The sequence below is a fragment of the Citrobacter telavivensis genome (genome assembly GCF_041807075.1).
Taxonomy (GTDB): domain Bacteria; phylum Pseudomonadota; class Gammaproteobacteria; order Enterobacterales; family Enterobacteriaceae; genus Citrobacter_A; species Citrobacter_A telavivensis.
The window spans coordinates 124,365-145,780 of the sequence record NZ_JBGUBF010000004.1 but is presented as its reverse complement, the minus strand read 5'-3'; the positions used below and the strand labels follow the sequence as shown (position 1 = coordinate 145,780).

Here is a 21,416-nt window from a genome sequence, read left to right as displayed (position 1 = left end):
GCCTGATGGCGACCCTTGCGTCTTATCAGGCCTACAAATTATTCAGGAGTATTTTATGGATCGTCTACCAATGCCGGCTTTTGGGCCGCTTGCCGGGCTACGGGTGGTTTTCTCCGGGATCGAAATCGCCGGGCCGTTCGCCGGACAGATGTTTGCCGAATGGGGCGCTGAAGTTATCTGGATCGAAAACGTCGCCTGGGCCGATACCATCCGCGTTCAGCCAAACTATCCGCAATTGTCGCGGCGTAATCTGCACGCGCTCTCGCTGAATATTTTTAAAGATGAAGGTCGGGAAGCGTTTCTGAAGCTGATGGAAACCACCGATATCTTCATTGAGGCCAGTAAAGGGCCGGCATTTGCCCGTCGGGGAATTACCGATGACGTCCTGTGGCAACATAACCCGAAACTGGTTATCGCTCACCTGTCCGGCTTCGGCCAGTACGGTACTGAGGAGTACACCAACCTTCCGGCCTATAACACCATTGCTCAGGCCTTCAGCGGCTATCTGATCCAAAACGGCGACGTCGACCAGCCCATGCCCGCATTCCCCTACACCGCCGACTACTTCTCTGGCATGACGGCCACCACTGCCGCGCTGGCGGCATTGCATAAGGTGCGGGAAACCGGCAAAGGCGAAAGTATCGATGTCGCAATGTACGAAGTGATGCTGCGCATGGGCCAGTACTTCATGATGGATTACTTCAACGGCGGCGAAATTTGCCCACGTATGACCAAAGGTAAAGACCCCTACTACGCCGGCTGTGGGCTGTATAAATGCGCCGACGGCTACATCGTGATGGAGCTGGTCGGGATTACGCAGGTCACCGAATGCTTTAAAGACATCGGCCTGGCCCACATTCTCGGTACGCCGGAAGTACCGGAAGGAACACAGCTGATTCATCGCGTCGAGTGCCCGTACGGACCGCTGGTCGAAGAGAAACTGGATGCGTGGCTGGGCGCACACACCATCGCGGAAGTCCAGGCGCGTTTCGCTGAGCTGAACATCGCCTGCGCCAAAGTGCTGACCATTCCTGAACTGGAAGGCAATCCGCAGTACGTTGCCCGCGAATCCATCACCCAGTGGCAAACGATGGATGGCCGCACCTGCAAAGGGCCAAACATCATGCCGAAATTCAAAAACAACCCAGGGAAAATCTGGCGTGGCATGCCGTCGCATGGCATGGATACGGCCGCCATTCTGAAAAATATCGGTTACACCGACGCAGACATTAAGGAACTGGTCAGTAAAGGTCTGGCCAAGGTTGAGAACTAAACGCGACGCGCTGACCGGGCAGTCTGGTTAGCGCCTCGCCAGTGAAGATGGACAGGAGTGCAATGGATATCGTTGGCGGACAACACCTACGTCAGATGTGGGACGACCTGGCCGGGGTATATGGCAGTAAAACGGCGCTGATTTGCGAATCCAGTGAAGGGGTCGTGCGCCAGTACAGCTACGCCTCGCTTAACGAGGAAATCAATCGGACGGCAAACCTTTTCCACGCGTTGGGCATTCGCAAAGGCGATAAGGTTGCCCTGCATCTGGATAACTGCCCGGAGTTTTTCTTTTGCTGGTTCGGGCTGGCAAAAATTGGCGCGGTCATGGTGCCAATTAATGCCCGCCTGCTGCGCGACGAAAGCACGTGGATCCTGCAAAACAGCGAGGTTCAGCTGCTGGTGACCAGCGCGGCTTTTTATCCGATGTATCGCCAGATTCAACAGGAAAACGCAACGCTGCTTAACCATATCTGCCTGATTGGCGAGGCGTTACCGGTGGCTGACGGCGTAAGCCATTTTACGCCGTTGAAGGACCAGCAGCCGACGACATTGCGCGATACCCCAGCGTTGTCCACAGACGACATGGCCGAAATCCTGTTTACCTCCGGCACCACCTCCCGGCCTAAGGGGGTGGTGATCACCCACTACAACCTGCGTTTTGCCGGCTACTACTCGTCATGGCAATGCGCCCTGCGAGATGACGACGTTTACCTGACGGTGATGCCTGCGTTTCACATCGACTGCCAGTGCACTGCCGCCATGGCCGCCTTTTCGGCAGGCGCAACCTTTGTGCTGATTGAGAAGTACAGCGCCCGCGCCTTTTGGGGACAGATACGTAAATACCGTGCGACCGTCACGGAATGTATTCCGATGATGATCAGAACGCTGATGGTTCAACCCGCCTCGCCGCTGGACAAAGAGCACCGCTTACGGGAAGTGATGTACTACCTCAATCTGTCGGTGCAGGAAAAAGACGCGTTTCTTGAGCGCTTCGGGGTGCGTCTGTTGACCTCGTACGGCATGACGGAAACCATCGTCGGCATCATCGGCGATCGCCCCGGCGATAAGCGACGCTGGCCCTCCATCGGACGCCCCGGTTTTTGTTACGAAGCGGAAATTCGCGATGAGCAGAACCGCGCGCTGCCCGCAGGTGAAATTGGGGAAATCTGCATCAAGGGCGTGCCGGGTAAAACGATTTTCAAAGAGTACTACGGCAGACCAGACGCGACGGCCAAAGCGCTTGAACCAACCGGCTGGCTGCATACCGGTGATTCCGGCTATCGCGATGAGGATGGTTTTTTCTATTTCGTCGACCGCCGCTGCAACATGATTAAGCGCGGAGGGGAAAACGTCTCCTGCGTAGAGCTGGAAAATATTATTTCAGCACATCCTAAAATTCAGGACATTGTCGTTATCGGAATTAAAGATTCAATTCGCGATGAGGCAATAAAAGCTTTTGTGGTACTCAACGAAGGTGAAACGCTCAGTGAAGAGGAATTTTTCAGCTTCTGTGAAAAAAATATGGCGAAATTTAAAGTCCCTTCAATTATGGAGATTAGAACCGACCTGCCGCGAAATTGTTCAGGAAAAATAATCAAAAAAAATCTGAAATAACCCTACAGGCAGGAATAGCCCTGCCAGACATCCTATTTTTGGAGATGAACCATGAGTGAATCTTTACATTTAACCCGCAATGGGCCGATTCTGGAAATTATGCTGGACAGGCCAAAAGCGAATGCCATTGATGCAAAAACCAGTTTTCAAATGGGCGAGGTTTTTCTTAATTTCCGTGACGATCCCGAACTGCGCGTGGCGATCGTCACTGGCGCGGGTGAAAAATTCTTTTCCGCCGGCTGGGATTTAAAAGCCGCCGCGGAAGGTGAAGCGCCGGACGCAGATTTTGGTCCTGGTGGATTCGCGGGTCTGACCGAAATATTCAATCTCGACAAACCGGTGATCGCCGCCGTCAATGGCTATGCCTTCGGCGGTGGCTTTGAACTGGCGCTGGCGGCAGACTTTATTGTTTGTGCCGATAACGCCAGTTTTGCGCTCCCTGAAGCCAAACTTGGCATCGTACCGGACAGCGGCGGCGTTCTGCGCCTGCCGAAAATATTGCCCCCGGCAATCGTCAACGAAATGGTCATGACCGGCAGACGCATGAATGCGCAAGAAGCTCAGCGCTGGGGGATAGTCAACCGCGTGGTCAGCCAGCAAGAGCTGATGGCCAGCGCACGTGAACTGGCACAACAACTGGTGAACAGCGCCCCGCTGGCGATCGCCGCACTGAAAGAAATTTACCGCGCAACCAGTGAAATGCCGGTGGAAGAGGCTTATCGCTTCATCCGCAGCGGCGTGCTGAAGCACTATCCTTCCGTGCTGCATTCTGAAGATGCGTTCGAAGGGCCGCTGGCGTTTGCTGAAAAACGCGATCCGGTCTGGAAGGGACGCTAATGCCTGATGGCGCTGCGCTTATCAGGCCTACGCCGCCCATATGTTCACACCGCCATCCGGCAAAATACACGCTGTCCTGTAGGCCGGATAAGGCGTTCACGCCGCCATCCGGCAAAATATACGCTGTCCTGTAGGCCGGATAAGGCGTTTACGCCGCCATCCGGCAAAACATACGCGGCCCTGTAGGCCGGATAAGGCGTTTACGCCGCCATCCGGCAAAAAACAATTGAGGTATGTCGATGAGTTGCTACGCCTTTGAAGGCTTAATTCCCGTGGTCCATCCCGAGGCGTATGTGCATCCCAGCGCGGTACTGATTGGCGATGTGATCGTGGGGGCTGGCGTTTACGTCGGCCCGCTCGCCTCGCTGCGCGGTGACTATGGCCGCCTGATCCTCGAAGCGGGTTCCAACCTCCAGGACGGTTGCATCATGCATGGCTACTGCGATACGGACACGGTGGTACGTGAGAACGGACACATCGGACACGGCGCCATCCTGCACGGCTGTGTGATTGGCCGGGACGCGCTGGTCGGAATGAACAGCGTAATCATGGACGGTGCGACGATCGGCGACGAAAGCATTGTCGCCGCCATGAGCTTCGTCAAAGCCGGATTTACCGGTGCCTCGCGGCAGTTGCTGGTCGGCACGCCGGCCCGCGTCGTTCGTGACGTCAGCGAACAGGAACTGTACTGGAAACGGCTGAATACGCAGGAATATCAGGATCTCGCCGTGCGCTGTCGGGCATCGCTACGGGAAACGTCGCCGTTAACGGCGGTGGAAGCAAACCGACCGCGCCTGAAGGGCACGACCGAGGTGAAGCCCAAATCGGCAATGTAATCATGCCGGATGGCACTGCGCCATCCGGCAAACAAAAGATTACCGACGCATACTTTTCGACAGCATCATCTGCCATTTCTGCTCGCGGTTCAGTTCTGACGGCGGCACCGCCGACATCCGCGGCGATTTGTTGACCATCTTCTCCTGCGCGCTATGCCCCAGACGAGCATACAGTTGCGGATCAATGTGTGTCACTCTGACCAGTCGCTGGCACTGACATCCACGACCTTCCAGTTGATTAGGGATAGTCTTAGTCTCGCAATTAATTTCCCCGACCTCAGCGAGAATATAAGAGACGGTATTGATCGCTTTGCAGTGATCCATATTAAAGTGCTTCGCAATCTCTTTCGCACTCACCCAACGCTTTTCTGCCATCACCCAATCAGCGATCAACAGGTAAAGCGGTTTTTCAACATATTCTTCACACATAAGCACACCATTTCACAAATTAAAAATCTTGCTATGCCCTGTCCATCAAATACAAAACAAGACCATATTGAAATTGTGGAATTAAATAATAGTAAGCAACTTAGCGGCGCATTAGTGTGAGCCAAATCTTGCTTGTTACATTGAAAGTCGCCCTGGCGTGCAATATACCCCCAGGAATGAACTGAGTGCATAAAAAAACGGCTCCGTTTCCGGAACCGTTTTTAAAACAATGGCTAATGCTGCCGCCGCTTATTTTTTAATTTGCGCGTGCATTTCCTGAACGGAGGTCACTTTCTCCGTCGCATCAGCATTCAGCGCCATCGCCGTGGCAAAACCCCCGTTCAGCGTGGTGTCGTAATGCACTTTGTATTGCAGCGCGCTACGGCGAATCACCCTGGAGTCTTCGATTGCACGACGGCCTGCGGTGGTGTTGATGATGTAGGTATATTCGCCATTCTTGATACGGTCCTGAATGTGCGGACGACCTTCGTGCACCTTGTTCACCAGACGCGGGTTGATTCCGGCTTCACCCAGCACTATCGCAGTACCGTGGGTAGCATCCAGTTCAAATCCCTGCTTCAGCAGTTTCGCGGCCAGATCCACCACGCGCTCTTTATCACCTTCGCGTACGGAGAGCAGCGCTCGGCCCTGTTTCTTCATCGTGGAGTTGCTGCCCAGTTGCGCCTTGGCGAACGCTTCCGCAAAGGTACGGCCTACGCCCATCACTTCCCCGGTGGAGCGCATTTCTGGCCCTAACAGCGGGTCGACGCCCGGGAACTTGTTGAACGGCAGCACCACTTCTTTCACCGAGTAGTACGGCGGGATAATTTCTTTGGTCACGCCCTGCTCGGTCAGCGATTTGCCCGCCATCACGCGCGCCGCCACTTTCGCCAGCGGTACGCCGGTCGCTTTGGAGACAAACGGTACGGTACGCGCCGCACGCGGGTTAACTTCAATCAGGTAGACTTCGTTATCTTTCACCGCAAACTGAACGTTCATCAAACCGCGCACCTGCAGTTCGAAGGCCAGTTTCTGCACCTGCTGGCGCATCACATCCTGAATTTCCTGACTCAGGGTGTAAGCGGGCAGAGAACAGGCGGAGTCGCCGGAGTGGACGCCCGCTTGTTCAATGTGCTCCATGATGCCGCCAATCAGCACCATTTCGCCGTCGCAGATTGCATCCACATCCACTTCAATCGCGTCATCAAGGAAGCGGTCGAGCAGAACCGGCGCGTCGTTGGAAACGCTGACTGCGGTCTGGAAGTAGCGGCGCAGGTCAGCTTCGTCGTAGACGATTTCCATCGCGCGGCCACCCAGCACGTAGGACGGGCGCACCACCAGCGGGTAGCCAATTTCTTTCGCCTTTTCAACCGCCATTTCAATCGCGGTCACGGTAGCGTTCGCCGGTTGTTTCAGCTTCAGACGGTCAACGGCCTGCTGGAAACGCTCACGGTCTTCCGCACGGTCAATCGCATCCGGGCTGGTGCCGATAACCGGTACGCCTGCCGCTTCCAGCGCACGCGCCAGTTTCAGCGGGGTCTGACCGCCGTACTGTACGATCACGCCCTTTGGCTTCTCGATGCGCACAATTTCCAGCACGTCTTCCAGCGTTACCGGCTCAAAGTAGAGGCGGTCGGAGGTGTCATAGTCGGTGGAGACCGTTTCCGGGTTACAGTTGACCATGATGGTTTCGTAACCGTCTTCACGCAGCGCCAGAGAGGCGTGTACGCAGCAGTAATCAAACTCGATCCCCTGGCCGATACGGTTTGGACCACCGCCGAGCACCATGATTTTGTCGCGGTCAACGGACGGGTTCGCCTCGCACTCATCTTCATAAGTGGAGTACATGTAGGCGGTATCGGTGGCGAATTCTGCCGCACAGGTGTCCACACGCTTGTAGACCGGGTGCAGGTTGTACTGGTCACGCAGTTTGCGTACTTCCGCTTCACGCACACCGGCCAGTTTAGCCAGACGCGCATCGGCAAAGCCTTTGCGTTTCAGGGCGCGCAGGAAGTCAGGGGTCAGGCCGTTGATGCCCAACTCCACGACTTTTTCTTCCAGACGTACCAGCTCTTCAATCTGTACCAGGAACCAGCGATCGATGTTGGTCAGGTTGAACACGCCGTCAACGGACAGGCCCGCACGGAACGCATCGGCGATATACCAGATACGCTCGGCGCCAGCATCTTTCAGCTCGCGGCGGATTTTGGTCAGCGCTTCCGGGTCATCCAGGCTTACTTTCGGGTCGAAGCCGGTGGCACCCACTTCCAGACCGCGCAGCGCTTTTTGCAGAGATTCCTGCTGGGTGCGGCCAATCGCCATCACTTCACCGACAGATTTCATCTGGGTGGTCAGACGGTCATTAGCGCCGACGAATTTTTCGAAGTTGAAGCGAGGGATTTTAGTGACCACATAGTCGATGGACGGCTCAAACGACGCCGGGGTACGACCGCCGGTGATGTCATTCATCAGTTCATCAAGGGTGTAACCCACCGCCAGTTTCGCCGCCACTTTGGCAATCGGGAACCCAGTCGCTTTCGACGCCAGCGCCGAGGAGCGGGATACGCGCGGGTTCATCTCGATCACAATCAGACGACCGTTTTTCGGGTTCACCGCAAACTGAACGTTCGAACCGCCGGTTTCAACGCCGATTTCACGCAGTACCGCCATCGAAGCGTTACGCATGATTTGATATTCTTTGTCGGTCAGCGTCTGGGCAGGCGCAACGGTGATGGAGTCACCGGTGTGAATACCCATCGCATCGAAGTTCTCGATGGAGCAGACGATGATGCAGTTGTCGTTTTTATCACGCACCACTTCCATCTCGTACTCTTTCCAGCCAATCAGCGATTCATCAATCAGCAGCTCGTTGGTTGGGGAGAGATCCAGACCGCGGGTACAAATCTCTTCAAACTCTTCGCGGTTGTAAGCGATGCCGCCGCCGGTGCCGCCCATCGTAAAGGACGGACGGATGATACACGGATAACCGACGTCGGCCGCTACCGCCAACGCTTCTTCCAGCGTATGGGCAATACCGGAGCGTGCTGTGTCGAGACCGATTTTTTTCATCGCGATGTCGAAACGGCGACGGTCTTCTGCTTTATCAATCGCGTCAGCCGTAGCACCAATCATGGTCACACCGAACTCGGCAAGCACCCCCTGACGCTCCAGTTCCAGCGCGCAGTTCAGCGCCGTCTGACCGCCCATGGTCGGCAGCACCGCGTCCGGGCGCTCTTTTTCAATGATTTTGCGGACCACTTCCCAGTGAATCGGCTCGATGTAGGTCGCATCGGCCATTTCCGGGTCGGTCATGATGGTTGCCGGGTTGGAGTTCACGAGGATGACGCGGTAACCCTCTTCACGCAGCGCTTTACACGCCTGCGCACCGGAGTAGTCAAACTCACACGCCTGACCGATAACAATCGGACCCGCGCCCAGAATCAGGATACTTTTTATGTCTGTACGTTTTGGCATGGCTCTCTTAACTCCTGATTATTTCGCGGACTGACGGTAAAGCTCAATTAACTCGATAAAGTGGTCGAACAACGGCGCGGCATCGTGAGGTCCCGGGCTCGCTTCCGGGTGGCCCTGGAAGCTGAATGCCGGTTTGTCGGTGCGATGAATCCCCTGCAAGGTGCCATCGAACAGCGACTTGTGGGTGACGCGTAGATTTGCCGGCATGGACGCTTCATCCACCGCAAAGCCGTGGTTCTGGGCCGTAATCATCACCGTATTGTTGTCGATATCTTTGACCGGATGGTTACCGCCGTGGTGACCGAATTTCATCTTCACGGTTTTCGCCCCGCTTGCCAGTGCCAGCAACTGATGGCCTAAGCAGATGCCAAATACCGGAATATCGGTCTCGAGGAATTTCTGAATCGCGTCGATAGCGTAATCGCACGGCGCCGGGTCACCAGGACCGTTCGACAGGAAGATCCCGTCCGGATTCATCTTCAGCACTTCTTCCGCCGACGTTTTTGCCGGAACGACCGTCAGGCGACAGCCTCTGTCTACCAGCATGCGCAGGATGTTGCGCTTGGCGCCAAAATCGTAGGCAACAACGTGGAAGGGCAGCTCGCTTTCTGTCTTCGCTTCCGGCAGGTCATCGGCCAGCGTCCAGCTCCCCTGCGTCCAGCTGTATGATTCCGTGGTGGTCACTTCTTTCGCCAAATCCATTCCGTTCAGGCCCGGGAACGCTTTTGCTTTTTCCAGCGCCAGCGCGGCATCCAGGTTATCGCCCGCGATGATGCAACCGTTTTGCGCCCCTTTCTCACGCAGCAGACGCGTCAGCTTACGGGTATCGATATCGGCAATCGCCACGATGTTATGGCGTTTCAGGTAAGAAGAAAGGTCTTCGGTATTGCGGAAGTTGCTGGCAATCAGCGGCAGGTCACGAATGACGAGGCCTTGCGCATGGACCTGGGAGGATTCTTCATCGGCGGCATTGGTGCCGACATTACCAATATGGGGATAAGTAAGAGTAACGATTTGGCGGGAATAGGAAGGATCAGTGAGGATTTCTTGATAACCGGTCATTGAAGTATTGAAAACGACTTCCCCAACCGCCGAACCTGTTGCCCCTATGGCCCGACCGTGAAACTGGGTTCCGTCTTCCAGAACCAATAGCGCTGACTTAATCAAAACACCCTCCAGAGAATATTCACTCACTTTATTTGCATATTAATGCACTTTCATAGCATAGATCAATGCAAATTTGCTTACCCGTGGATTTCTGGCAAACGGCGGCATTCTGGAGATAAGGCAGGCAAAAGTCAACTTAAAGGCGGTATTTTTTATATTCTTTTACGACTCAGGATGAATTCATCGAATTTAACAGGCAAAAAGATCACCTAACCCTGGCAGGAAAACGCTTGCGTGAACAATTATGCGTGAAAAACAGTCTTACGCTTTGAAAAAGTGGACCATATGGTCAAAATTTACAATCAGATAACGTAAAACAGCGAGAAAAGATGAGTTTTCTTGCCATTAATTAAGATAACAGCCGTAAACGTGCAAAATAAAAGGGCAATAAAAATATTGCCCTATGTAATCAATGCATTGAGATTACAATAACCACATCACGAAAGGTAATAATTGACTATAAATTGTTGAGATCAAGCACATCTCGCATATCAAAAAGACCGTTTTGCTTTGTACTCACCCAAAGTGCCGATCTGACGGCACCGTTGGCAAAAGTCATACGACTGGACGCTTTGTGGGTGATTTCGATGCGCTCACCGATATCTGCAAACATGGCGGTATGTTCGCCCACAATGTCTCCGGCGCGCACGGTGGCAAAACCAATCGTTCCCGGTACACGTTCGCCGGTATAGCCTTCGCGACTGTAGACGGCGCATGCTTTCAGATCTTTATCCAGCGCATGGGCAATCGCCTCGCCCATCGCCAGCGCGGTGCCTGACGGCGCATCAACCTTATGGCGGTGGTGCGCTTCAATGATTTCGATGTCGGTGTAGTCACCCATCACCTTCGCCGCCTTTTCCAGCAGCTTGAGCATCACGTTGACGCCAACGCTAAAGTTCGCCGCGAAGACAATACCCATCTCCTGGGCGGCATCGCGAATCGCCTGTTTTCCCGCATCGTCAAAACCGGTGGTGCCAATGACCATCCCTTTACCATGCTGACGACAAAATGCCAGATGATTCAGCGTACCTTCCGGACGGGTAAAATCGATAAACACATCGAAATCCCCTTTTACCGCCTCAAGGCTACTTTGCACGGTAACGCCGGTCTTCCCGACGCCCGCCAGTTCTCCGGCATCGCTGCCCAGCAGTGACGATCCCTCGCGCTCAAGCGCCGCACCAAGTGCAACGCCTTCCATCTGTAGCGCTGCCTGAATTAACTGGCGGCCCATACGGCCACCCGCGCCCGCTATTGCGACACGGACCTGTGCATCATGCATAGTTATTCTCTTACGTTAAAATGATGTAAATCGTTTTCAGATTACCCAGCACATCGTCATGCCGCTAGCCAAAAACGTCGATAATTAGAATTTAATGATAAACACAGAGAGATATCAGTAAAAAGCATGACGGTCAGCGAAAACCACATGATTCTCTGACCACCAGCGCCGGCGGCAGAATAATGCGTTTCGCCGGCTCATCGTTTCCCTGAATACGACTGTAAAGTAACTCTCCCGCCTTACGACCGATCTCTTTTGCCGCCACCGATACGGTCGTGAGCGCAGGCTGAACCAACGCCGCTTCGGTAATATCATCGAACCCGACTAATGCAAAGTCACGCCCGGGTTCACGCCCCATTTTACGTAGCGCCTGCATCACCCCCAGCGCCACAATGTCCTGATAACACACGGCGGCGGTAATGTGCGGATGATGCACCAGCAGAGCCTCTGCGACTTTCGCGCCATCAATCTGGCTGGCCTCTGCGGCAACGATCCACTGCGGATTCGGCGAGATGCCATGTTCCAGTAGCGTGCTGGTAAATCCACCAATACGCTGCGCCCGACTTCCTGAATTTGGACTGCCGCCAATGAAGGCGATATTTTTATGCCCCATGTTGACTAAATGGGTCGTTGCCATCTGCGTCCCGAGAAAGTTATCGGTGCCGACAAAATCAAAATCCGGATCGCTGAGCGGGCGAACGACCATGATGGCGGGGATATTGCGCCGTTTTAGCGCTTCAAAAAATGAGCCCGGCGTTTCCCGCGCCGCGCAGAGCACCATGCCACAGGCGTTATTACGCATCAGCGAGTCAACAAACTTTTGCTGACGCTCACCTGACTCTTCGCTGTTCGCCAGAAACAGCAGCAGGTCGTGCCGTTCCATCTCATGACTGAGTCCCGCCGTCATCTCGCCATAAAACGGGTTGGTAATATCATGCAACAAGAGCCCAACCTGATTACTGCTGCGATTACGCAAATTCGCTGCGGTCTGGTTATAGACATAGCCAGAGTCATCCAGCGCTTTTAGCACGCGTTCGCGCGTTGCCTGTGAAATTCGCCCCCGATTGCGCAGCACCATCGACACGGTCGCCGTGGAGACGCCTGCGCGTTCCGCAACCTGCGCCAGGGTAATGGTTGTCATGACCTCTCCTGTTTTCCCTGAAGGTTAATCGAATAACCTCAATGTGGTCCCGATACGTGTGATTCTCATCACGCTGGTGTGCTTTTCACCACCCTGGTTTCTGATTATGGCGGGTTAATCGCGTTAACCACCCTATGAAAATAAGGTTAATCGATTAATCTTTAATTAGCCAATACGGAGACGGAAAATGCGTACAACCTACAATAAATTCCCTGAGGTTGATGTTCAGGGTTATGACGACGAGGCCTGGGAAGGCTGGGCGGCGATCCATTCGGTGCTTAACGCCCGGGTTTGCGAGTCATCTAAAACCATACTGATTGTCGATTGCTATCCGGGCGTACGACTGGATGAACTGGAACAACGGCTCGTCACGACGTTTAACGCCGCCTTAGTGGTCAATATCGAATCCGCACGCCGTGATGAACAGGCACTGCATGATTTGCTGGCGCGTAATCTGACCGATGACCGCGTATTTGGCGTTCTCTCCTGCCACCATCTTGACGAGTTTTTTGATACCCACAGGCTCAACCTGTTGCGCCAACAGATTGATGCTATCCCCAGCGGTCTCGTGATCGTCTATGGGTCAGGCGCGGCCCTGGCGCATCCCGGCGATGTGCTGGTGTATGCCGATCTCCCACGCTGGGAGATTCAACAGCGAATGCGTCATGACGGTCTGGGGAACTGGGGAGCGGATAACGAGGATGAAGATATTCTTCGTCGCTATAAGCGCGCCTTTTTTATTGAATGGCGAGTCTTTGACCGACACAAAACGCCGCTGCTTAAACGCGCTGATTATTTGCTTGATACCACGGTTGCAGACGCGCCGGTGATGGTCAGCGGCGACGCGCTACGTGCCGGGTTGCAGCAAACCACCACACAACCGTTTCGCGTCGCCCCCTTCTTTGATCCGGGCGTCTGGGGCGGACAGTGGATGAAACAACAATTCGATCTCGATCCCTCAGCGCCCAATTACGCGTGGTGTTTTGATTGCGTGCCCGAGGAAAACAGCCTGTTACTGCGTTTTGGTCATGTGCGGATCGAGATCCCCTCTCAGGACCTGGTGCTAACCTACCCCCGCGCCCTGCTTGGCGAGAAAGTTCATGCTCGCTTTGGCGCGGAATTCCCAATTCGCTTTGACTTCCTCGACACTATTGGCGGTCAGAATTTGAGCTTTCAGGTTCACCCGGTTACCGAATACATCCAGCAGCAATTTGGTATGCACTATACCCAGGATGAGAGTTATTACATCCTCGAAGCAGAACCCGATGCGGTGGTCTATCTGGGTACGAAAACCGGGATCGCGCCTGAAGCGATGCTGGACGATTTGCGGGCGGCGGGACGAGGCGAGAAAGCCTTTGATGACGAACGCTTTGTCAATCAGATCCCCGCGCGTAAGCACGATCACTTTCTCATCCCCGCCGGAACCGTGCACTGCTCGGGGGCCGGGACGATGGTTCTGGAGATCAGCGCCACGCCCTATATTTTTACCTTCAAACTGTGGGACTGGGGGCGTCTGGGCCTGGACGGATTGCCGCGTCCCGTCCATCTGGATCATGGTCAACAGGTCATTGACTGGCAGCGCGATACGCAATGGGTTCACGACAATCTGATCAACCGCATTGAGCTCATCGCTGAAGGGGACGGCTGGCGGGAAGAAAGAACCGGGATGCATGAACGTGAGTTTATCGAAACCCGCCGCCACTGGTTTACGACGCCGGTGACACACCATACTCACGGCGGTGTTAACGTTCTGAATCTGGTCGAAGGCGCACAAGCGGTAGTTGACAGCCCGAGCGGCGCGTTTGCCCCGTTTGCCGTTCACTATGCAGAGACCTTTATCATCCCCGCCGCCGTTGGGGAATACCGAATTTCACCTTCAGGCGACAGCGTCGGTCAGCAACTGGCGACCATCAAAGCCTGGGTAAGAGGATAAGCCGATGATCCACATTATTGTCGCCAGCCACGGCCCTCTGGCACAAGCGCTTCTCGCTAGCGGACGAATGGTTTACGGCGAATTACCGCACGTTTACGCCGTGACGCTCAGCGAACAGGACGGTATCGAAGGGTTTAAAGCGCGCTTTTGCGAGGTACTGGCGGATGCGGGGCAACGCGCTGACGGTGTACTGGTGCTCTGCGACATGCAAAGCGGCACGCCGTGGAATGTCGCCTGCCAGCACGCCTTTTCGCCACAAACGGTTCCACCCGTCGCCGTCGTGGCGGGGATGAATCTCCCGATGCTGCTGTTAAGCGAGGAGATAGTCCCGCTCACAGATGTTCATGCCGCAGCCGAAACGCTGCTGGCGTTAACCGCCCCCACGCTGACGAAGGCCGCCCCGGTTTTTTCCGTGCAGTCAGATGATTTTTAAAGGAAACCATTATGAGTATTTCTTTTGTCCGTATCGATGACCGCGTTATTCATGGGCAGCTCGTCACACGTTGGGCCAAAGAGCTGCCCTGCGACGGCATTGTCGCCATTGACGATGCCGTCGCGGCCGATCCGCTGCTCTCCTCGGTGATGAAAGGCGCGGTGCAGGACACTAAAGTCTGGTTATTTGATACCGTCACCGCGATTGAGAAACTGCCCAAAGTCATCGCCAGTGAGAAACGTTATTTCGTGATTGGCAAATCGCCGGTCACGCTGATGCGCATCGAAGAAGCGGGTATCAGCCTGCGCAATGCCAACGGCAAAATCAACGTTGGCCCGATGAGCGCGCGCGCCGATACCACGACAATTGGCCCCAATCAGTCAGTCAATGCGCATGAGATCGCCGCCTTTGACTGGTTGACGCAGCACGGGCACCAGGTTGAATTCCGGCTGGTGCCGGATGCCAGTTGCTACAGCTGGCAGGATGCGCGCCAGAAGCTGAAATAAGGAGCGGACGATGATTATCGAAGCGATGTTGATTGGCATTCTGTGTTATCTCGGCGCCCTCAGCAGTCCCTGGCTTCTGGGGCTGACGGGCGGCTGGTATCTGATCACCCGACCGCTGATTTCCGGCACGTTGGTCGGGATTATTCTTGGTGACATGAAAACCGGGATCATGATTGGCGTTGCGGTTCAGGCAGTATATATCGCCATGGTGACGCCCGGCGGTTCAATGCCCGCCGATCTCAACTTTGTGGCTTACCCGGCTATTGCGCTGGGGATCCTCTCAGGTAAAGGCCCGGAAGTGGCGGTCGCGCTGGCCGCCACCATCGGGATTGCCGGGACCATACTGTTTAATGCAATGATGGTACTAAACTCTTTCTGGAACCATCGCGCCGACACGGCGCTGGAACGGGGCGATGAGCGGGGCATTTATCTGAACAGTGCCATCTGGCCGCAGGTAACGAACTTTGTGCTGCGTTTTGTGCCCACTTTTATTGCGGTGTACTTCGGCGCCCAGTACATCAGCGGCTTTATGGACAGCCTGCCGAAGATCGTTCTGTCGACGATGAACGTGCTGGGCGGCATTTTGCCCGCCGTCGGGATTGCGATTTTGCTCAAGCAGATCATCAAAAATTACACCATGCTGATCTACTTCCTCGTCGGTTTCGTCTGCATCGTCTTTTTAAAACTCAACATGGTCGCGCTGGTGATCGTCGGTTCACTGCTGGCGTTGATTCACTATAACTACAAGCCGGAACCGCCGCAGGCGACAAACGCGACGTCGGTTACCCGCGATGATGAGGATGAATTCTGATGGAAGAACGTACGCTTACCCGTAAAGATCTTCGCCGCTGCTGGCGAGCCTGGATGATGCATAACTTATCGTCAATGAGTTTTGAACGTCTGGAGTCTTTTGGCTTTTGTCTGAGCATGTTGCCCGTTGCGAAAAAGCTCTACCCCGATGCCGCACAGCGGACCGAAATGTTGCGTCGACACGCATCGTTCTACAATACCGAACCCCAGATTGGCGCCATCGTGAACGGGATGGCGCTGGGACTGGAAGAGAAAAAAGCGAACGGCGAACCGATCGACGGGGAGACGATCAACACCCTGAAGGTGGGTCTGATGGGCCCGATTGCCGGGATCGGCGACTCGATGATCCCCGGTATGTTGATCCCCATTCTGCTCAGTATCGGTATGGCGCTGGCGGCTGGCGGCAATATCCTGGGTCCGCTGTTTTATACCGTCGCCTGGCTCGCCATCATCATTCCCGGCTCATGGTTCTTGTTTCTGAAAGGCTACAAGATGGGCTCCGGCTCGGTGGAAATACTGGTGAGCAGCAAATCGACTCGTCTGCGCGAAGCCCTATCACTGCTGGGCGTTTTCGTCATGGGCGGCGTCGCGGCAAGCTACGTGAAGCTTGGAACCGGGATGGAATTTATTACCAAAGATGGCGTAAATATTCATGTTCAGCAGATGCTGGATGGTATCTTTCCGCAACTGCTCCCGCTGGTGGTCGTTCTCGGCACCTGGTATCTGATGGCGAAACGCGGCGTCTCGCCGGTGAAAGCAATGGTCCTGTTGCTGATCCTGGCTGCACTAGGCGTCGCAACAGGCCTGTTTGCAGGCTAGTGCCGATGAAACGGAACAACCGGGGCCATGCCCCGGTTTTCAGGGATGGAAGTTCTGCCACAGCCCCGCATACTTATCCGGACGAGAGATAAACTGAAAGCGTCCCGGGTCGGTAATAAATTGCTGATAGATTGGCGCGGAAGTGAGTGAAAATTCCGTATAGTGACGGGGCGTAACGGCCTGCAGTCTTCCGGGAATATAGCGCGGATTATGCTGCCAGATAACGTGGTTACCCTGCAGTAACGGATACCATGCCAGTCCTTTATGCGCCCGCACGGCCTCATACTCAAAGCCATATTCCCGATCGCACCACGCGCCAAAGGTTAATGGCGCATTCGGATCCGCGGATATCGTCGCATGTGCCCAACCGGGCGGCACCAGCACTTTTTCTCCAGGACCGGCAATCACCGCAAAGCAGCGACCGGGATCGTCACCCACATATTCCTGCATGTAGACGATCGCTTTCCCCTGCCAGATCTCATACAACTCCGGCGGAGACCAGCCGCTGTGCTGACTCACGCGATGCACATGTCCCTGACTGCGAATCGGTTCTTCGCCCAACCGACCCGCGGCATAGGTCACCACGCCAAACAGCAGCATGCGTTTTTTCAACTCTTCGCGATCCTGCATTCGCGCCACATCCATCGCGATAGCGTACACCTCTTCCGGCCCCTCACACTGCGGATCGCGCAGGGAAGGACGAATCTGATCGAGTCGGCGAATTTCCGGCATCGGCCCGGTCACATCATCCCCATAGCTGAAACCAAGCGGATGACGATGCACGGTCATATCCAGACCATAAAGACGCGCTGAGTCACTCATTCTGCGCCTCCCTCACCTGAATCTGCTGATTTTCCTCAAAGACCCTGAGAGTGAACCCCTTCGCCAGCGCCGCATAATCATGCCCGGCCACACCTGGCCAGACGGCAAGCGCAGAAAGCACCTCACTTCCGGTGTTGATCAACCGGTGTGCGGTGAAACCTGGAATGATATGAATTGACCCGGCACAAACGCTTTCCAGTCGTGCTTGCCCCTGCTCATTTTGCAGCAGCAAAAGCCCATTCCCGCGCAGGCCAAAATAGACTTCGCCCTGTTCACGGCGCGCATGAAAGTGCCCGCGAGTCATGAAATATTCATCGCCGACGCGTCCGGGATAAAGATGAGTAACGCCCGTATAGAGTTCGCCTTCCGCCGGGGAGGTCGCCAGGATCTCAACGTCATACACCACATGCTCACCCGCCAGTCGTTGTCTGGCGGGATCGTCGGCAAAAATACCAATAAGATCCCGAATACGGGTTGATTTACGCAACAGCGGCCCTTTTGCCAACGCGCCGCTCGCCCATTCCACCTGCGGTGGCTGGATAAATGGATGATTCATATGTGTCTCCGGCCCGAGGAGAACAACAGAATCAGAATAGCAGATTAATCGATTAACCTGCCTGTTCTGTCAACAGAGTGCGGTGCGTATCACACTCCTTAGGGTGCCAGCGCCAGAACCTCCGCCACCCACTGCTGGAAACCGGAAACATTAATATCCAGAGCGACCTGCACGTTCGCCGGTTTGTTCATCCGTCCCTCAATATCCACCACGGTCGTCCCGGCGGTATATTCCCCCAGCGTTTCAACCGCGACGAAGCACGGCTTCACGGTAAACAGATCCGGTCGCACCAGCCAGGCGATGGCGCAGAGATCGTGCATCCGCACGCCGGTGCGCATTGTCCCGCTGCGATAGTGGCTGAACAGAGCATGCAACATCTTCCCGCTGCGATTGAGGGCGGGAAGCGCTGCCAGATAGTCCGGCGTCAGCATCGCCTGGTTCGTGACGTCCAGTCCGCACATCACAATCTCAATGCCGCTGCGAAATACGCGGGCGGCCGCTTCTGGATCGACCGCGATGTTAAATTCGGCGTTAGGGGTAAAATTCCCTCGTCCGGCAGAACCGCCCATGATCACCAGACGACGGATATTGAAGGTACATTCCGGATAGTGCATCAGCAGCAGCGCAATATTCGTCAGCGGACCGATCGCAACCAGCGTAATCGGCTTCGGGGCGCTCATCAGCGCGTCGCGAAGGGCAATAAACGCCGGTTTCGCCAGCGGCTGTCGGTCATGCTCGACAAAATCGTAGCCTTCCATGCCCGATTCGCCATGGACATAAGCCGCGTCGCGTAGCGAACGCAGCAGCGGCGTCGCGGCCCCCTGTGCGAGAGGGACATCAGCATTCCAGAAATGCAGCAGTTGCAGAGCGTTACGGGTGGTTTTCTCCACGGAGACGTTACCGGCGACCGTGGTCATCAGTTGCAGGTCGAGCTGCGGGGCAAACAGCGCGGCGGCAATCGCCGCAGCATCATCAATGCCCGGGTCGGTGTCGAGAATAATGGGCAGACGTTCCATAAGTGATTCTCCCTTATGTGTTTATTAGCCATTTTGCTGACAATTAGCTTACTATATAGCCCATCACAGTGAAGGTATTTAGCCAGGAAATGCAATGAAAGTCGTGCAGGCCAGTCTCTCCGAATCCGTTACTCAGCATCTTGCCGGGCGCATTCTGCGTGGCGAACTGGCAGCAGGCAGCGCGCTGCCTGGCGAAAACGAACTGGCAACCGAGTACAACGTCTCGCGCACCTCGCTACGCAATGCATTGGCGACGCTGGCCGCCAAAGGGCTTATCTCTATTCAGGCGAAAAAGCGCAGTACCGTCAATGCTCGCGAACAGTGGAGTTTGCTGGATATCGATGTTCTGAACTGGCTGGCGACAGGTAAAGTCGATGCCGAACTGGTAGAACAACTGATGGTCACGCGTCTGATGTTTGAGCCAAACGTCGCTATGCTTGCCGCGCTGAATGCCAATGGCCACGATCTGGCGGCGATGGAAGATGCGCTCACGCTGATGCGAAGCGGTCAGCTTGACGCTGAAAAAGCCAAATTTGAAGCCGGAGATGTGGCCTTTCACCAGGCGCTGCTGCGAGCCACACACAACCCCTTCCTGGTGGCGCTGGGTAATGCGCTGAGCGCTGCGATGGTGCTCTCTTTCCGCCAGACGCTGGAAGAGGATCTGCATGAAACCAAAACGGCGGTGGACGAACATTTTCAATTGTTTGAAGCCATTCGTCTGCGCCAGCCAGATGACGCCAGAGCGCTTATGCGCAGCATTCTGCTGCATGCCGCCGGAAAAAGTATCTGGCAGGATCGTCCTGCCTGCGTTGAACACCTTCTTTGATCCCTCACTGACATAATTTCGATCTTTCTCACAGATCGCGATGCTTTTTTGCTCTAGCATTCTTGTATTACAAGATTAACATTGTTGTATTACATGAAATGACTAAACACTGGATCGCCATCGACTGGGGCACGACCAACTTTCGTGCATTTTTACTCAATGACCAGCAGGTTATTGCTTCAGTATCAAAATCTTGCGGGCTACTGGCTATCGCTAAAGGAGCGTTTGCCGACACACTGCATCAGCATCTGGAGCCGTGGCTCGAAGAATACGGTGCGCTGCCAGTCGTGATGGCAGGCATGGTCGGTTCACAGCAGGGCTGGCAGGAAGTACCGTACGTTTCAGCCCCTGCCACGGCTCACACGCTGTGGGAAAGCGCCCTTCCCATTGCCACCCCCTGGGGTAGCCAGGCGTGGATTATTCCCGGCGTAAGTTCCGCCAGCGCGTTCGGTTTGCCCGACGTCATGCGCGGTGAAGAGGTCCAGCTCATGGGGCTGTATGCCCTTCATCCGGCTCTTGAACACTGCGCCATTTTACCCGGGACCCACAGCAAACACGCCCAACTGAACCGCGGTGAAATCACCCATTTCTCCACGCTAATGACGGGCGAACTCTTTTCACTGCTCAGTCAGCACTCGTTATTGGGCCGGGCATTGCCGGAACAACAGGACGACAGCGCCGCTTTTGTGAAAGGGGTGTTGACCGCCCAGGCGGGCGTCCCCTTCAGCCACCTGATTTTCTCTGTACGCACCCGCCGTCTGAACGGCGAACTGGAGCCCTCTTCGATCCACAGCTACCTCTCCGGACTGCTGATTGGCAATGAGCTCTCCGGCGTGTCCGCAGAAAAAGAGTGCTGGCTCGTTGGCTCACCTGCGCTTTGCGAACGCTATCTGTACGCCGCAAAAGCGTTGCAAATCCCATTACAAATTGCCGACGGCGACACCTGCTTTCTGCAAGGCATGGCCGCCCTTTATTCACAGCTACAGGAGACATATGCATGACCCCGGATCTTTTTCTTGAACACTGGCGCAAGGAACCGCTACCGCTGATCGCCATTCTGCGCGGCATCACGCCGCAGGAAGCAACGGCCGCAGCGGAGATTCTGATTGAGGCCGGATTTCGCTGGCTTGAAGTGCCGCTGAACAGCCCATCGGCTCTGGAATCCATCCGCCTGATGCGTGAATTTGCAGGTGATAACGCAAAGATTGGTGCTGGTACCGTGCTGACCGTCGGGCAGGTGGATGATGTGGCGGCGGCTGGCGGTCAGTTGATTGTCTCACCCAATGCCAATACCGCCGTTATTCAGCGCGCCTGCCAGCGCAATCTGGTGAGTCTCCCTGGCGTGATGACGCCAACAGAAGCATTCGCCGCGCTGCATGCGGGTGCCAGCGCCCTGAAGCTGTTCCCGGCGGAACAGCTTTCCCCGGAATTATTAAAAGCCTTCCGCGCGGTCCTTCCCCGCAATGTGGCCTGTTTGCCTGTGGGTGGTATTCGTCCGGATGCAAACCAAATGCAGCGCTACATGCAGGCCGGGGCCAACGGTTTCGGGCTTGGCGGCGCGCTGTATCAGGCAGGAATGCCGCTGGATGAACTGGAAAACCGCGCCAACGCTTATCGTCAGTCCTGGAACCAGGTGCAATAAC

Annotated in this window: 20 protein-coding genes; 12 read left to right on the top strand and 8 right to left on the bottom strand. The window is 55.2% G+C overall.

Translation table 11 applies throughout. The features are described from left to right. Positions 1–55 precede the first annotated feature (55 nt). The 4 genes from caiB to caiE all read left to right on the top strand — a co-directional run bounded on the left by caiB (position 56) and on the right by caiE (position 4,562). Entirely contained in the window at positions 56–1,273 is a 1,218-nt protein-coding gene (gene caiB / locus ACERJC_RS17870) for an L-carnitine CoA-transferase (RefSeq protein ID WP_373672183.1), read from the top strand. Between the two features lie 62 nt (positions 1,274–1,335). Next, entirely contained in the window at positions 1,336–2,889 is a 1,554-nt protein-coding gene (gene caiC, locus ACERJC_RS17865) for a crotonobetaine/carnitine-CoA ligase (RefSeq protein WP_373672182.1), read from the top strand. A gap of 51 nt (positions 2,890–2,940) precedes the next feature. Continuing rightward, a complete protein-coding gene (gene caiD / locus ACERJC_RS17860; RefSeq protein WP_286631515.1) occupies positions 2,941–3,726 on the top strand; it encodes a crotonobetainyl-CoA hydratase in 786 nt (261 codons plus the stop codon). Positions 3,727–3,965: 239 nt separating this feature from the next. Continuing rightward, a complete protein-coding gene (gene caiE, locus ACERJC_RS17855; RefSeq protein ID WP_373672181.1) occupies positions 3,966–4,562 on the top strand; it encodes a carnitine operon protein CaiE in 597 nt (198 codons plus the stop codon). Positions 4,563–4,601: 39 nt separating this feature from the next. On the opposite strand, the gene caiF is transcribed toward caiE, so the two are convergent. The 5 genes from caiF to ACERJC_RS17830 all read right to left on the bottom strand — a co-directional run bounded on the left by caiF (position 4,602) and on the right by ACERJC_RS17830 (position 12,052). Then, positions 4,602–4,991 carry a carnitine metabolism transcriptional regulator CaiF gene (gene caiF, locus ACERJC_RS17850; RefSeq protein WP_152405918.1) on the bottom strand — a complete coding sequence of 130 codons (390 nt, stop codon included), beginning with the start codon at positions 4,989–4,991 and terminating at the stop codon, positions 4,602–4,604. Between the two features lie 249 nt (positions 4,992–5,240). Continuing rightward, positions 5,241–8,465 (bottom strand): carbamoyl-phosphate synthase large subunit, encoded by a 3,225-nt coding sequence (gene carB / locus ACERJC_RS17845; protein ID WP_152405919.1) that lies wholly within the window; start codon positions 8,463–8,465, stop codon positions 5,241–5,243. A gap of 18 nt (positions 8,466–8,483) precedes the next feature. Further along, complete coding sequence (carA, locus tag ACERJC_RS17840) at positions 8,484–9,632, bottom strand: glutamine-hydrolyzing carbamoyl-phosphate synthase small subunit (RefSeq protein ID WP_152405920.1); 1,149 nt, start codon at positions 9,630–9,632, stop codon at positions 8,484–8,486. Between the two features lie 457 nt (positions 9,633–10,089). Continuing rightward, the gene (dapB, locus tag ACERJC_RS17835; RefSeq protein WP_152405921.1) at positions 10,090–10,911 is read right to left on the bottom strand and encodes a 4-hydroxy-tetrahydrodipicolinate reductase; all 822 of its coding nucleotides are present in this window, start codon (positions 10,909–10,911) and stop codon (positions 10,090–10,092) included. Positions 10,912–11,044: 133 nt separating this feature from the next. Next, a complete protein-coding gene (locus ACERJC_RS17830) occupies positions 11,045–12,052 on the bottom strand; it encodes a LacI family DNA-binding transcriptional regulator (protein WP_152405922.1) in 1,008 nt (335 codons plus the stop codon). Positions 12,053–12,239: 187 nt separating this feature from the next. Here ACERJC_RS17830 and ACERJC_RS17825 point away from each other — a divergent pair, with 187 nt between their 5' ends. The 5 genes from ACERJC_RS17825 to ACERJC_RS17805 are packed head-to-tail and all read left to right on the top strand — an operon-like array spanning position 12,240 to position 16,553. Then, entirely contained in the window at positions 12,240–13,985 is a 1,746-nt protein-coding gene (locus ACERJC_RS17825; protein ID WP_373672180.1) for a class I mannose-6-phosphate isomerase, read from the top strand. Between the two features lie 4 nt (positions 13,986–13,989). Further along, complete coding sequence (locus tag ACERJC_RS17820) at positions 13,990–14,418, top strand: PTS sugar transporter subunit IIA (RefSeq protein WP_152405924.1); 429 nt, start codon at positions 13,990–13,992, stop codon at positions 14,416–14,418. An 11-nt stretch (positions 14,419–14,429) separates the two neighbouring features. Beyond that, positions 14,430–14,924 carry a PTS sugar transporter subunit IIB gene (locus tag ACERJC_RS17815; protein ID WP_373672179.1) on the top strand — a complete coding sequence of 165 codons (495 nt, stop codon included), beginning with the start codon at positions 14,430–14,432 and terminating at the stop codon, positions 14,922–14,924. A 10-nt stretch (positions 14,925–14,934) separates the two neighbouring features. Next, entirely contained in the window at positions 14,935–15,735 is an 801-nt protein-coding gene (locus tag ACERJC_RS17810; protein ID WP_152405925.1) for a PTS mannose/fructose/sorbose/N-acetylgalactosamine transporter subunit IIC, read from the top strand. Continuing rightward, complete coding sequence (locus ACERJC_RS17805; RefSeq protein ID WP_042997996.1) at positions 15,735–16,553, top strand: PTS system mannose/fructose/sorbose family transporter subunit IID; 819 nt, start codon at positions 15,735–15,737, stop codon at positions 16,551–16,553. Before ACERJC_RS17810 ends, ACERJC_RS17805 begins: the two co-directional genes overlap by 1 nt. Positions 16,554–16,592: 39 nt before the next feature. Here ACERJC_RS17805 and ACERJC_RS17800 read toward each other — a convergent pair whose 3' ends face one another. The 3 genes from ACERJC_RS17800 to rihC form a co-directional block, all read right to left on the bottom strand. Further along, positions 16,593–17,375, bottom strand: coding sequence for a glucose-6-phosphate isomerase family protein (locus ACERJC_RS17800; protein WP_373672178.1), 783 nt, complete (start codon positions 17,373–17,375; stop codon positions 16,593–16,595). Next, a complete protein-coding gene (locus ACERJC_RS17795) occupies positions 17,368–17,931 on the bottom strand; it encodes a glucose-6-phosphate isomerase family protein (protein WP_371896454.1) in 564 nt (187 codons plus the stop codon). Before ACERJC_RS17795 ends, ACERJC_RS17800 begins: the two co-directional genes overlap by 8 nt. A gap of 98 nt (positions 17,932–18,029) precedes the next feature. Next, positions 18,030–18,947, bottom strand: a complete 918-nt coding sequence (gene rihC / locus ACERJC_RS17790; protein ID WP_373672177.1) for a ribonucleoside hydrolase RihC — start codon at positions 18,945–18,947, stop codon at positions 18,030–18,032. A 94-nt stretch (positions 18,948–19,041) separates the two neighbouring features. Here rihC and ACERJC_RS17785 point away from each other — a divergent pair, with 94 nt between their 5' ends. From ACERJC_RS17785 to ACERJC_RS17775, 3 genes are all read left to right on the top strand, one after another. Next, the gene (locus ACERJC_RS17785; RefSeq protein WP_286631524.1) at positions 19,042–19,773 is read left to right on the top strand and encodes a FadR/GntR family transcriptional regulator; all 732 of its coding nucleotides are present in this window, start codon (positions 19,042–19,044) and stop codon (positions 19,771–19,773) included. Between the two features lie 98 nt (positions 19,774–19,871). Beyond that, positions 19,872–20,774, top strand: a complete 903-nt coding sequence (locus tag ACERJC_RS17780; protein WP_373672176.1) for a 2-dehydro-3-deoxygalactonokinase — start codon at positions 19,872–19,874, stop codon at positions 20,772–20,774. Further along, a complete protein-coding gene (locus ACERJC_RS17775; protein WP_373672175.1) occupies positions 20,771–21,415 on the top strand; it encodes a 2-dehydro-3-deoxy-6-phosphogalactonate aldolase in 645 nt (214 codons plus the stop codon). Before ACERJC_RS17780 ends, ACERJC_RS17775 begins: the two co-directional genes overlap by 4 nt. Position 21,416 lies beyond the last annotated feature (1 nt).

Excerpts from the sequence above, each read along its gene's own strand:
- caiF (WP_152405918.1), bottom strand. The coding sequence starts at position 4,991 with ATGTGTGAAGAATATGTTGAAAAACCGCTTTACCTGTTGATCGCTGAT.
- caiE (WP_373672181.1), top strand. The coding sequence starts at position 3,966 with ATGAGTTGCTACGCCTTTGAAGGCTTAATTCCCGTGGTCCATCCCGAG.
- ACERJC_RS17780 (WP_373672176.1), top strand. The coding sequence starts at position 19,872 with ATGACTAAACACTGGATCGCCATCGACTGGGGCACGACCAACTTTCGT.
- ACERJC_RS17810 (WP_152405925.1), top strand. The coding sequence starts at position 14,935 with ATGATTATCGAAGCGATGTTGATTGGCATTCTGTGTTATCTCGGCGCC.
- rihC (WP_373672177.1), bottom strand. The coding sequence starts at position 18,947 with ATGGAACGTCTGCCCATTATTCTCGACACCGACCCGGGCATTGATGAT.
- ACERJC_RS17785 (WP_286631524.1), top strand. The coding sequence starts at position 19,042 with ATGAAAGTCGTGCAGGCCAGTCTCTCCGAATCCGTTACTCAGCATCTT.
- ACERJC_RS17795 (WP_371896454.1), bottom strand. The coding sequence starts at position 17,931 with ATGAATCATCCATTTATCCAGCCACCGCAGGTGGAATGGGCGAGCGGC.
- ACERJC_RS17805 (WP_042997996.1), top strand. The coding sequence starts at position 15,735 with ATGGAAGAACGTACGCTTACCCGTAAAGATCTTCGCCGCTGCTGGCGA.
- dapB (WP_152405921.1), bottom strand. The coding sequence starts at position 10,911 with ATGCATGATGCACAGGTCCGTGTCGCAATAGCGGGCGCGGGTGGCCGT.
- ACERJC_RS17815 (WP_373672179.1), top strand. The coding sequence starts at position 14,430 with ATGAGTATTTCTTTTGTCCGTATCGATGACCGCGTTATTCATGGGCAG.
- carB (WP_152405919.1), bottom strand. The coding sequence starts at position 8,465 with ATGCCAAAACGTACAGACATAAAAAGTATCCTGATTCTGGGCGCGGGT.
- ACERJC_RS17800 (WP_373672178.1), bottom strand. The coding sequence starts at position 17,375 with ATGAGTGACTCAGCGCGTCTTTATGGTCTGGATATGACCGTGCATCGT.
- caiC (WP_373672182.1), top strand. The coding sequence starts at position 1,336 with ATGGATATCGTTGGCGGACAACACCTACGTCAGATGTGGGACGACCTG.
- ACERJC_RS17825 (WP_373672180.1), top strand. The coding sequence starts at position 12,240 with ATGCGTACAACCTACAATAAATTCCCTGAGGTTGATGTTCAGGGTTAT.
- caiB (WP_373672183.1), top strand. The coding sequence starts at position 56 with ATGGATCGTCTACCAATGCCGGCTTTTGGGCCGCTTGCCGGGCTACGG.
- ACERJC_RS17830 (WP_152405922.1), bottom strand. The coding sequence starts at position 12,052 with ATGACAACCATTACCCTGGCGCAGGTTGCGGAACGCGCAGGCGTCTCC.
- ACERJC_RS17820 (WP_152405924.1), top strand. The coding sequence starts at position 13,990 with ATGATCCACATTATTGTCGCCAGCCACGGCCCTCTGGCACAAGCGCTT.
- ACERJC_RS17775 (WP_373672175.1), top strand. The coding sequence starts at position 20,771 with ATGACCCCGGATCTTTTTCTTGAACACTGGCGCAAGGAACCGCTACCG.
- caiD (WP_286631515.1), top strand. The coding sequence starts at position 2,941 with ATGAGTGAATCTTTACATTTAACCCGCAATGGGCCGATTCTGGAAATT.